Consider the following 12,148-nt stretch of genomic DNA (forward strand, 5'->3'; position numbering starts at 1 on the left):
TCTCAAATGACCTTACAGAACCCAGCTCACACGACCGCCCTTAAAGCCAAAGGCAGCCTGCTCAAAACCTGTGTCCTGGCTGCCAGCCTGGGCTTGGTATCTCTGCAAGCCTACGCCGGTGATTCCGCCCTCTACGGCCCGACCGCGCCGAAAGGCTCGACCTTCGTGCGCGTCTATAACGCCAGCAATACCGAAGTCAGCGCCACCGTTGGCAACACCAACCTGAGTGAAATCGGCCCACTTGCCAGCAGCGATTTCAGCTTCATGCCACAGGGTGACTACAGCGCCAAAATCGGCAGCCAGACGCTACCGGTGAAGCTTGCGGGCGATCACTACTACACCCTCGTCAACAACACGTCCGGCGCGCCCCAACTGGTCGAGGAGCCGCCCTTCAAGAACAAGCAAAAATCCCTGGTGCGCGTGCAGAACCTAAGTGACAAGCCACTGACCCTGAAAACCGCCGACGGCAAGACCAACGTGGTTGAAGCAGTCAAGCCCAAAGGCAGCGGCGAACGTGAAATCAACCCGGTCAAAGTCAGCCTGGCCTTGTACGAAGGCGACAAGAAAGTCAGCGACGTCAAACCCGTCGCGCTGGAGCGTGGCGAAGCCGCGGTCCTGTATGTCACTGGCAGCGGAAGCAGCTTGTCGCCGGTCTGGGTAAAGCGCCCGACCGCGACTCGATAAACGATTTTTAGTGAACGCGCTGGTTCGGATACGCCGTGATCTCAGGATTACGACGGGTTCCCCCCCGATCGCCGGCAAGCCAGGCTCCTACGCCTTTGGCAGAAGCCCGAATAGCGACCGGCGCTAGGCATTGTTGCCAAGAGAGCGCCGACCGATGCAGCACAAAAAGAAGTTGCTTCATAGAAAGAAACACCGAAACGACAGAAACCGATTACAGCCCTTTCGAACGCTTTTGCTATTGGAGAAACAAAATGATTCCAGTGATCTTGTCAGGTGGCAGCGGTTCCCGACTCTGGCCGCTTTCGCGTAAACAGTTCCCTAAACAGTTCCTGGCACTGACCGGCGAACACACCCTCTTCCAGCAGACCCTTGAACGTCTGGTGTTCGAAGGTATGCAAGAGCCGATCGTGGTCTGCAACAAGGACCACCGTTTCATCGTCAACGAGCAACTGGGGGCACTGAATCTGGAAACCCAAGGCATCATCATGGAACCGTTCGGACGCAATACGGCGCCAGCCGTTGCCCTGACCGCCATGATGCTGGCCAACGAAGGCCGCGATGAGCTGATGCTGGTGCTGCCAGCCGACCACGTCATCGACGATCAAAAGGCCCTGCAACGCGCGCTGGCCCTTGCGACCGTTGCCGCCGAGCATGGCGAAATGGTGCTGTTCGGTGTCCCGGCGACCAAGCCGGAAACCGGCTACGGCTACATCAAGTCCACCGCCGATGCGCTGCTGCCTGAAGGCGTGAGCCGCGTGTCGCACTTCGTCGAAAAACCTGATGAAAAACGCGCCACTGAATTCGTCGAAGCCGGTGGTTATTTCTGGAACAGTGGCATGTTCCTGTTTCGCGCCAGCCGCTTCCTTGAGGAGCTGAAAAAGCACGATCCCGACATCTACGACACTTGCCTGCTGACCCTTGAACGCAGCAAACGTGACAGCGACACCATCGAGATCGACGAAGCCACCTTCGCCCAGTGCCCGGACAACTCCATCGACTACGCCGTGATGGAAAAAACCCAACGCGCCTGCGTGGTGCCGTTGTCGGCTGGCTGGAACGATGTCGGCTGCTGGGCTTCGTTGTGGGAAGTGCATGACAAAGACGTCAACGGCAACGTCAGCAAAGGCGATGTGGTCATCCAAGACAGCCGTAATTGCATGATTCACGGCAACGGCAAACTGGTGTCGGTGATCGGCCTGGACAACATCGTCGTCGTCGAAACCAAAGACGCCATGATGATCGCCCACAAAGACAAGGTTCAGGGCGTCAAACAGATGGTCAATACCCTGAACGAACAGGGTCGTAGCGAAACCCAGAACCACCTTGAAGTCTACCGCCCATGGGGCTCGTACGACTCCGTGGACATGGGTGGCCGTTTCCAGGTCAAGCGCATTTCAGTCAAGCCGGGCGCCAGCCTGTCGCTGCAAATGCACCACCACCGTGCCGAACACTGGATCGTGGTCTCGGGCACCGCTCAAGTCACCTGCGACGAGAACGTGTTCCTGCTCACCGAAAACCAGTCCACCTACATCCCGATCGCCTCGGTCCACCGCTTGCGCAACCCTGGCAAGATTCCGCTGGAAATCATCGAAGTGCAATCGGGCAGCTATTTGGGTGAAGACGACATCGAGCGCTTTGAAGACGTTTACGGTCGTTCCAATAACAGCATAGAGGCAGGCGTGAAGACTCAGACCATCGCGCGTTGACGCTTTTGCTCTGAGCCTCGACCACTTTCTGCGTATTTCCCATTCGCAGAAGGTGGTCGAGTTTTTTACATCCAGTATCCCGGCACAAGGACCGCAAACTGAAATAGCCACTTCCGGGCCTGACAAATACCGCCTAAAACACTTCCTTGTATTTTTTGCCAAAGCTAGACGAACTGGCTGCTGCATTTTTTTTACGCATGATTCGAGCAGGTAATTTGGTGCCCATAACGAAAGACGAGTAGGTATCAGCATTGCGAAGCAATACGGAGGCTCGGACAAAGGGGTTGCCAATAAATTCAAGGTTTTGCATGGCGGGGGTAATTGAATGCCCAGCCGCGTGATCCATAATATTCGAATAATGCGTAGCGTTAACTGATACGCCTTCAAGACCTCTACTAGCAACGGTTCTCAAACCTGCCCTAATACTTTTAGACCATCCCTCAACTGCTTGGGAGTCAGCGCCCTGAGGCAACTGAGGTGTTCTATTATAAAAAACATCCACCGTATCTGCTGTAGCGTGACTGCTTTCATGAATAAGAGTTCTTGCGACGTGTAATATATGATCACTTTCTATACTGGCTGCCGACAAAGCAATTACCTTTTCGGGTTGATAACTGTTTTTATTATACGTTATACCTTCTATATGAGGCGCCCCTGTAAAAAGGCTAATCTTCCAACTAGACTCGCCCGAAAGCGACCTTATATAGCTTTGCTGTTCATCCAGTGAAAGCTTCAGGGTGTTGACTATATAGCTGCCATGTTCTTGACTAACTTCGCCAAACATATTCTCAAGCACTTTCTGGACTCCTTTACCGGGCACCTCCTTAGAAAGCTCGACACTCACCCTACCCAACAAGTTACCGGCTAGCTTCATCCCCTTCAACACGGTACTCTTTTGGCTAGGACTAAACTCCGAAAGCCCTCTAGCAACATTTTTTAATCCATACTTCTCAGAGACTGATACTTCCTGTTCACCCAGCACATCGTAAGGAGCCTCTCCCTCTCTATCACCAAACCTCAGTGGAGAATTCCTGACGAACCGAAATCTATTCAACCCATCCACCACCCCCGCCGGGTCCGGATTAATCCACCTCATCAACCAAGGCGCGTAATACCTCAAGCCATAATAATAAAGCCCTGTGGCATCCCGCTCTTTACCTGAATAGCGCACCGTCTTATAGCGTGCGTCAACCTCACTTCTGCCCGCCCACCACGATGTGCCGCCAAACGGGTAATAACTTTCCTGGCTGATGCGTTGCGCTTGCTGGTCCAGTTCCAAGGTGCAGGACCCCAGATGGTCGGTCAGTGCATAACGATACTGATCATTGTCGATGCCATCAGGCTTGTCACTTTGCCAATGCAATACACGCACCGAGTTGCGCCCAGCCTGGACCGTGATCACCTGCAACACCTCGCCGGTTGCGGTATTACTGCGAACTTCCAGTCCCGGCAGGTAACGTACCTCGTCCGTATGCACAACGGCCTTGGCTTGGGTCATGCGTATTTTCCGCATGCGCTGGCCGCTGGCGTCGTAGATGTAACGCTCACAGTCGTCATTGCCTGATTCCCGAACAACAGGACGTACTTGCTGCAACTGGTTACGCAAATCCCACTCAAGCGTTTGTCCCGGTTGCAGTGCTCGCAAATTGCCATTGGCATCAAAACCGTCCGCGATGTCCGCCTCAGTGGGTGGTATGTCATCAACGACCGGCAAGCTACGGTTGCTCTGGTTCGCCGTCACCATGACGATGGAGTGGTTCTGCGCACCGACATGGCTGAGCTTTTGTAGATTGCCTCCCGCATCGTATTGGTAAGTTTGTGTGTAGTTAGCGAGTTGCGATGGATCTGCCGGAGACTGAAACGAAGGGAAGACCGGGCCTTGATTAACAACTGCCGCCTCGCGTCCGGTGGCTTCGATCAACTGGTAAAGCGTGTCGTAGGCAAAGGTGCTGACCGCGTCGATCTTCTGGTTGGCAAAGTACCGCGTCGATTGAGCGTGGTCTTCGATACGGGTTACGTTGCCCACCGGGTCGTAGGCGTAATTAAGATCCTGAAGCATCCCGCCCTCTTCACGCAGTGCTTGAAGCTGGATCAGGCGACCGTCTTCTTCTCGATATCGGGCGGTGGTTACAACACCATTACCTGCGGCTTGCGATTCAATCCGGCCTTGGGCGTCATAACGAATGCGACTGACCAGTGCCTGTTCAGGCTGATCCTTGAGTTGCAAGCGACATTCCTTTAACTGCCCTGCGACCATGTGGGCAAATGATTGAACATTGCCCAGCGTGTCGGTTTGCGCGATTGCCTCGCCCAAGGGGTTATAAGCCCAGCGCGTCGTCGCCCCGGTACCCGGCTCCCGCAAGGCATCACGCTCAGCCAGCGGTTCAGGCCAGTCGGGGTGGTCGAATGCGCCAACAAAGTGCTGCGTTTGCTCAAGCGCGCCCCCGGCGAGGGTGAATTCGGTACTCAGCCTCGTGCCTGCCGGGTCATCGTGGCGAATCAACTGCCCGCATTGGTTGGCCGAGCTTAAATCGGCCCCGCCATAGGACAAGCGCTCAACACACTGACCATTTTCGAAAACAGCCGAGGGCCTGAGCAGGCCGTCGTATGCGGTCTGCAGAACCGTGCCTCGACTGTCCCAGACCTGCAACGGCTTCCCACTTTCACCCGACAACGAAATACGCCAACCAGCGTCGACACTTTCGCTGAGCAGAACCTGTCCGCTGACGGAGTGAATAGAGGTGAGGTTGGCCGGCGCCTGATCACGCCAAAGCCTGGCGTCCCAACGATTGACCAGTCGACCAGCTTGATCAAACGTTGAACCGTTGATACGCACCTCAGGCGAGTCGAACACTTGGGTACGGCACCAGTCCACCGAGCGCACGGGCAAGCGGCGTGGGTCAATGACAGAAATTGTCGGCGTACCTCGATGCAGCGCTACGGACTGGCCATCCATGACTTGAGCCTTCGCGTTCGGTTGCTTAAAGCCTAGTCCACCCCTAGAGAGTTAGCCCGTCGTGCAGCAAACACGGAGTCTAACTGGAGCGAGGCTTGCCCGCGAAGGTATCCTGCCTGAAAAATCCACGGCGATTGAAACACCGCCATTCGCGGGCAAGCCTGCAACAGGTGAGTTACCGTCTGCTAAATCAATGACCTATTTCTTGGGATGAGAGCCTTGCACAGGCGCGTCAGCGCCTACCGCCAATTAAGGGCGCGACGACATCAGCGATTTGGTCTATCCCTCCCCTTTCGGTACGATGCGCTCATCTGCCTGCTCCGGAATCACCTCATGTTCATCGGTGTCATCCTCATTTTCACTTGGCTCATCCTGCTTTTGCGTTATCCGGCCAAGGCATTGTCGGTTTCGCTCGCGGCAGCCGTTGGGCTGGGCATCGTTGCCTCGTTCGTGATCTGGCAGGACAGCCGCGATACGCAGCGACTGTCACGGCTGCAATTGCGCCTGGACTATGCTCCGCAACAATGCCCGGCGGGCCGACCGTTGTTGGTCCTGATTGACAACGGCAATAACGTGCCGCTTAGTGAACTGCGCTGGCAGGTCGCCGCCTATGCGCCGGGCGACACCGTCAATCTCGCCGAGGACACTTACACCGCACCACGTTATCGCGGCCCCGGCGAACTGCTCCCGGGCAGTCAGTGGCAAGACTGCCTGCCGCTACCGCCATTGCGCGCAGGTTACCGCCCGCAAACCCTGGAGTTTCGCGCCGAGCATTTGCAGGGTAGTTTTTCGGGTTAGATGTGTTCCCGTCTCGCCTCTACACAAGGAAGAATAGGCATATGCCCGTCGTCCTCATCACCGGTTGCTCCAGCGGCATGGGCCGCGCCATGGCGGATGCCTTCAAGTCGGCCGGTTACAACGTCTGGGCCACGGCCCGTAAGCCTGCAGATGTCGCGGACTTGAACGCTGCTGGCTTCACCGGGATCGAACTGGACGTCAACGACGCACCAGCGATCAAACGTCTGGTGGCGGCGCTGGAACAACAAAACACCCCACTGGACGTGTTGATCAACAACGCCGGTTACGGCGGCATGGGCCCGCTGCTCGACGGCGGTGTCAACGCCCTGCACAGGCAGTTCGAAACCAATGTGTTTTCCATCGTCGGCATGACCCAGGCATTGTTCCCGGCCCTGCGCCGCAGCAAGGGGTTGGTGGTCAATATCGGCAGTGTTTCCGGGGTATTGGTCACACCGTTTGCTGGCGCCTATTGCGCGTCAAAGGCCGCCGTTCACGCAATGAGCGAGGCGTTGCGCCTTGAGCTGGCACCCTTTGGCATCCGCGTCATGGAAGTGCAGCCCGGCGCCATCGACACCCAGTTCGCCAACAACGCCAAGCGCGAAGCCGAGCAGGTGATTCATGAGGATTCCGCCTGGTGGCCATTGCGCGAAGGCATCCTCGCCAGGGCCAACGCTTCGCAAAACAACCCGACCCCCGCCAGCGATGTCGCCCGCGATGTACTCAAGGCCGTTCAACAACCGAAACCGCCCGCCCTGCTGAGGTCTGGCAATGGCAGCCGCGCATTGCCATTGATCGCAAGATTTCTGCCCAAAGGGTTGCTGGATCGAGTCCTGAGCAAACGCTTCAAACTCGACACCAAGTTGTAATACGCAGCCCGGACCGAGTTGGTCCCGCAGCGCGGCTCACAACCAAGCGCAAGAGGAACTGACCGAGCGCCTGGATACCCGCCGTGTCGGGCAAACTGCGCCCGACAAGATGTCTACCTTTGAGCGACGAGAGTCGAACCTGACCTGATCACTCAGGATTCACGATCACCGTACAGGTAATCCCCGCTGCCAGCACCACACCTTCAGGTACGTGATCCAGGTGAATGCGTACCGGTACTCGCTGGGCCAGGCGCACCCAGTTAAAGGTTGGGTTGACGTCGGCGATCAGTTCGCGGCTTTCCGGGTTGTCGCGGTCGTAGATGGCGCGAGCGATGCTTTCGACATGGCCTTTCATGACTTCGCCGCTCATCAACTGCATGACCGCCGGGTCACCGACACTGACATGAGGGAGTTTGGTTTCTTCGAAGAAGCCATACACCCAGAACGAGTTCATGTCGACCACGGCCATCTTCGCTTCGCCAATACGTGCATAGTCCCCGCGGTGGACGTTGAGGTTGGTCACATAACCGTCCACCGCGGCCAGCACGCGAGTGCGCTTGAGGTTGAGTTCAGCGGCTTCCAGTTGCGCCTGGGCCAATTGATAATCCGCCTGCGCCGAACTGGCGACGTTGGAGGCGTCCTCACGGTTTTCAGCGGATATCACCAGATTGTCCATGTCGGCCCGGCGGCTGGCGTTGACCTTGCGCATTTCCCAGGTGGCCTTGCGGGAGGCGACCAGCGCCTGAGCCTGCTTGACTGCCAACTGATAGTGCTCGGGGTCGATCTGCATCAGCAAATCACCTTTTTTCACTTGCTGGTTATCGCGTACCGGCACATCCACCACTTCCCCGGTAACGTCCGCCGCGACGTTGATCACGTCGGCACGCACCCGTCCATCGCGGGTCCAGGGCGTGTCCATGTAATGAATCCACAGTAGGCGACCCAACCAGATGGCCAGTGCCAGCACTAACAAAGTGGCAATCAGACTGAAAAGCTTTTTCATCTCAACCAACGTGCCTCAACGGTAAACAGTGAGCGCCATAGCGCCAAAAATGCAGCAGAACAAACTCAGGCGTAACAACGCCGGGTGCCAGAAAAATTGGTACAGATCGAGCGCTGACATCAACCGATCCAAGGCCCAGGAGAGCACCATCGCGACCAGAAACATCACTGTCACGGTCGGCATGTAAACGCCATGGAAAGCAAATTCACGAGTCATGCAGAAGTCCTTGCGGCTCATGGTTTGGAGCGTAGACCGCCAGTGGCGATTGCGGGTCGAGCAGCGAGGTGCGGATGAAGTGCAGATAGCTCTTGACCCGACGCAGCGCCGAGGTGTCGAAGTGCGGCGCGAATGGCTCGTCTGTCTGCGCAACGCAGGTAATCGCGTGGTCGACAGCATACAGACTGCGCGCCAGATTATTGCGATCGGGCTGAATGAACAGACGAATCAACGAACGCCCCATCACCCGGATTGCCTGACGCCAAGGCTGCCACTCGGCATAGCTTGGGTGGACCGGCAGAATATCTTGCTCGCGGCGCAGCTCGATAATCGACTGGCCGATTTCCAGCACCACGAACATCCAGCGCAGCAGATTGCGCTGGACTTCAGGTCTGCCCGCCGCCAAACCGTAAGCTTGATTCATCAAGTCACGCGTACGGCTTTCGAAGCTTGAGCGCATGCCTCGCAATGGAGCACTGATGGCAAAAACCACTTGTCTGCGCAAATCATCTTCCAGGCGCCGCCACAGCCAACGACTGTTGGGCGGCAGAATGACCGCTCCCGCCGCCGCACAGAGCAGCATGCCGATGACCATGGCGATGTAGTCGTTGATGAACACGTACGGGTTGTAGACCGTGAGATTGTCCGGCACAGAACCCATGCCGAAAAAGATCAGCAATCCCAATCCATAGCCTGCCCACTGCGGGCGCGAAGTGAGAAAAGCCCCAAGCATAAACACTGGCGCCAGCACCAGGCACAGCAGTGGAAAGCCGTCGATCTGCGGAAACACGAAGAACGTTACAAAGAACCCCAGCACGGCGCCCAGCGCGGTACCACAGGCCATCTGAAACGACATGCGTCGCGGATTGGGTGTGGTAGCCGACAACGCCACGGTCGCGGCCGACACCAGGGTCATGGTGGCGCCACTGGGCCAGGCGGTTGCCACCCAATACACCGACATCACGCCCAGGATAAACGTCGCACGAATGCCCGATGCCGCCGACGTCATCCAGTTGGTCTTGGACATAAACGGTTCGACCCATTTTTCCCGCGCGTGGTTGTGATCGGCCAACGAGGCATGGGTCAAGGCGTAATCGTGCATATCGTCAACGAAGCGATAGAGCAGTTCGTAAGCGGTATGAAAGTCCAGCTGTTCATCGTCGCTCGGGGCGCCCTTGAGAAACTCACCGCGCAAGCTGCGAACGCGCTCAGGCAGATCGGCCTTGTAGCTACTCAGGCGATTGGCAAGTAACGCGGCGTCCGCATTGGTCAGTGCGCGCGCAGCAAAATGGTCGAGCAGATCCGCCAGCGCCTCCAGGCCAGGCTCAATGGCCTTGAGCACCGTATTGTCGCTATGACTGCGCAAGCGTTCGAGCAACTGATGCAGCGCATTAAAGCGCGTGGTGATCGTCATGAACTCGCTGTTGAGGCGGTTGAGTCGCCCGTTGCGCCGACGCATGTGCGGGTCTTCAAACACCGTGACCGCACGCAGCCCTTCCAACCCGACGGCATCGGCAATGAAGCGCACGTTATTGGCTTCAAAGGCTGCGGGGTCCGCCGTGCCACGCAAACCGTTATTGACGAATTGGGCGAACACGCCGAAACGCCGGTACAGCGCGTTGCGCATGGCCGCAGCGGAGCTTTGCGGCAGGATCGCAGCACTGACCACCGCCGAGCAGGCAATCCCCAGGGAGATTTCCAGTACCCGCCACATGGCAGCCATAAATGAGGTTTCCGGATGCGCCAATGCGGGCAGACCGGTCATTGCTGCGGTGTAACCGGCGAGGACGAAGCCGTAGGCGCGAAAGTTGCGATAGCGCGCCGCGCCAGCACAGCAGAAACCGACCCAGATCGTCAGACTGCCGAGGAACAGTTCGCTGTTCTGCGCGAACAGCGCCATCAATAGCACCATCACGGCCGAGCCGGCCACGGTGCCGAGGAAACGGTAAAAGCTCTTGGCAAACACGTGCCCGCTTTGCGGCTGCATGACGATAAAAACGGTGATCATCGCCGTGCGCGGCTGCGGTAGTTCCAGGCGCATCGCCAGCCAGTAGGTGAGAAACGCGGCGATCAGGACCTTGAAGATATAGATCCAGGTCACCCCATCGCTGCGCGCCCAGCCGTTGAATTCGCGTCGCCATTCCAGGGATTTTAACCAGTGCAGGGCGTTAGTCATTGGTTTGCGCATGCCATGAAGATCGCAGCCCTGTAGGAGCGTGGCGTGTCCCGAGATCGGATTGAGCCAACACTGAATGGGATGACTGAACTGACGAAATCGCGGGACACGCCACGCGCCTACAGTTCGAAAAACGCGTCATCATCGATCAAACACCGTCAGCGCTTTCGGTGTCTTCGGTGCCTGAGTCTTGTCTTCGGCTGGCGTATCGTTGCCCGCCATCAGACCGCCGCCCAACGCCACCACCAACTCCGCATGCACGGTCAAACGCTCCGCTTGCACTCGCTGCTGGACCTGCTGTTGATGGAACAACAAAGTCTGGGCATTGAGCACATTCAGGTAATCGGTCAGCCCGCGTTGGTAAGCAACCATCGCGATGTCGTAGGTCTTCTGTGCTGAGGCCACAGACTCGTTAGAGAAGCCTAGTTGCTTGTCCATCGAGGCGCGACGAATCAGTTGATCGGAAATGCTCTTCAACGCATTCACCAGTGTCTGGTTGTACTGCGCGACCGCTTCGTCGTATCCCGCCGACGCCTCACCCAACTCAGAACGCAAACGCCCGCCATCGAAGATCGGCAAGGTAATCGCCGGTCCCACGCTGTAGTTGAATTTCTTACCGGCCAAAAACTCCAGCATGCCGCCGCCGGTGGCCATGTAACCGAGGCTGCCCACCAGGTCGACGTTGGGGTAAAAACCAGCATGCGCGACGTCAATGCCACGCGCCTGAGCCGCTACCCGCCACCGACTGGCGACCACGTCAGGACGCTGACCCAGCAACTGGGCAGGCACTGTCGACGGTAACTTCAGCGCTGCTTGCAGGGACAAGGTCGGACGCTGCAACTGTGCGCCTTCTCCCGGCCCTTTGCCCGCCAAGGCCGCAATCTGGTTACGACTCAATTCAATGGCCTCGTCCAGCTCATCAATCTGTCGATGGGTTTCCGGCAACGGCGTTTCAGCCTGGCTGACCTCGAAATGGGTGCCGATGCCGCCCCGCAGACGACGCTGCGCCAATTCAAGAATCTGCTGTTGCTGCGCCAGGGTAGCCTCAACGATGTCGCGCTGGGCGTAATTAAGCGATAACTGGATATACGCGCGGACTATGTTGTCCTGCAACTCCAACTGCGCCTGGCGCTCTTGGGCCACGCTCATGTGCGCAAGGTCCAGCGCGCGTTCGGTGTTGTTGCTCTCGCGGCCCCACAGATCCAGAGAGTAACTCAGGCCCAGCGACGCGTTGTTGTCCCAGGTGCTGGTGTTCGACAACGTGCCCGGACCGTAAAACTGGTCAGCGGGCCAATTGTGCCGTTTGAGGGTGCTATCGGCATTGATCTGCAGCGATTCTGCCGACTCGGCAACACCTGCCATGGATTTGGCTTGGCGCACTCGCGCAGCCGCAATCGCCAAACTCGGACTGCCCTGTGCGGCCAGATCGATCCAGTGATTGAGCTGAGCATCGCCATACGCACGCCACCATTGGCCTGATGGCCAGTGGGCGTCGTTGGCGGCGTGTTTAATAGCCTCATCGGTCGCCAACGCGTTAGCGGGCATTGATGTGCCTTGGGGGCCAATTCCGCCGGTTCCGATGCAGCCGCTGATGAGTAACGTTAAAGCCCAGACACTGAGAGGCTTGAGCCCCCTGATGATGCGACGCGGCACAGCTGCAATTACCCGAATGAGGAGGAATATAAATTCTGCAGGGATTCTAGGATGCGTCTGCCACGGCGATAAGCCGGGACTTATGCGATT

9 protein-coding genes are annotated in these 12,148 nt (G+C 57.5%); 4 read left to right on the forward strand and 5 right to left on the reverse strand.

Annotated elements, in window-relative coordinates; all coding sequences use genetic code 11:
* Positions 1–6: 6 nt before the first annotated feature.
* Together VGC62_RS01560 and VGC62_RS01565 are read left to right on the forward strand one after the other, a co-directional pair.
* Positions 7–684: an alginate O-acetyltransferase AlgF gene (locus VGC62_RS01560; protein WP_331185341.1), complete on the forward strand. Its 678-nt coding sequence runs from the start codon at positions 7–9 to the stop codon at positions 682–684.
* Positions 685–935: 251 nt separating this feature from the next.
* Positions 936–2,390, forward strand: a complete 1,455-nt coding sequence (locus tag VGC62_RS01565; protein ID WP_331185342.1) for a mannose-1-phosphate guanylyltransferase/mannose-6-phosphate isomerase — start codon at positions 936–938, stop codon at positions 2,388–2,390.
* Between the two features lie 133 nt (positions 2,391–2,523).
* Here the strand turns inward: VGC62_RS01565 and VGC62_RS01570 are convergent, their stop codons facing one another.
* Complete coding sequence (locus tag VGC62_RS01570; protein WP_331185343.1) at positions 2,524–5,346, reverse strand: RHS repeat-associated core domain-containing protein; 2,823 nt, start codon at positions 5,344–5,346, stop codon at positions 2,524–2,526.
* Between the two features lie 333 nt (positions 5,347–5,679).
* Here VGC62_RS01570 and VGC62_RS01575 point away from each other — a divergent pair, with 333 nt between their 5' ends.
* Both VGC62_RS01575 and VGC62_RS01580 read left to right on the forward strand, forming a co-directional pair.
* A complete protein-coding gene (locus VGC62_RS01575) occupies positions 5,680–6,144 on the forward strand; it encodes a multidrug transporter (protein WP_331185344.1) in 465 nt (154 codons plus the stop codon).
* 41 nt (positions 6,145–6,185) lie between these two features.
* Entirely contained in the window at positions 6,186–7,010 is an 825-nt protein-coding gene (locus VGC62_RS01580) for an SDR family oxidoreductase (RefSeq protein WP_331185345.1), read from the forward strand.
* A gap of 148 nt (positions 7,011–7,158) precedes the next feature.
* Here VGC62_RS01580 and VGC62_RS01585 read toward each other — a convergent pair whose 3' ends face one another.
* The 4 genes from VGC62_RS01585 to VGC62_RS01600 all read right to left on the reverse strand — a co-directional run bounded on the left by VGC62_RS01585 (position 7,159) and on the right by VGC62_RS01600 (position 12,058).
* Entirely contained in the window at positions 7,159–8,013 is an 855-nt protein-coding gene (locus VGC62_RS01585) for an HlyD family secretion protein (RefSeq protein ID WP_331185346.1), read from the reverse strand.
* 15 nt (positions 8,014–8,028) lie between these two features.
* On the reverse strand, positions 8,029–8,229 hold the full coding sequence (locus VGC62_RS01590) for a DUF1656 domain-containing protein (RefSeq protein ID WP_331185347.1): 201 nt from the start codon (positions 8,227–8,229) through the stop codon (positions 8,029–8,031).
* The gene (locus VGC62_RS01595; protein WP_331185348.1) at positions 8,219–10,405 is read right to left on the reverse strand and encodes an FUSC family protein; all 2,187 of its coding nucleotides are present in this window, start codon (positions 10,403–10,405) and stop codon (positions 8,219–8,221) included. The genes VGC62_RS01590 and VGC62_RS01595 overlap by 11 nt, the downstream gene beginning before the upstream one ends.
* 141 nt (positions 10,406–10,546) lie before the next feature.
* Positions 10,547–12,058 (reverse strand): efflux transporter outer membrane subunit, encoded by a 1,512-nt coding sequence (locus tag VGC62_RS01600; protein ID WP_331185349.1) that lies wholly within the window; start codon positions 12,056–12,058, stop codon positions 10,547–10,549.
* Positions 12,059–12,148: the final 90 nt, after the last annotated feature.

Source organism: Pseudomonas sp. (assembly GCF_036404235.1).
GTDB lineage: Bacteria > Pseudomonadota > Gammaproteobacteria > Pseudomonadales > Pseudomonadaceae > Aquipseudomonas.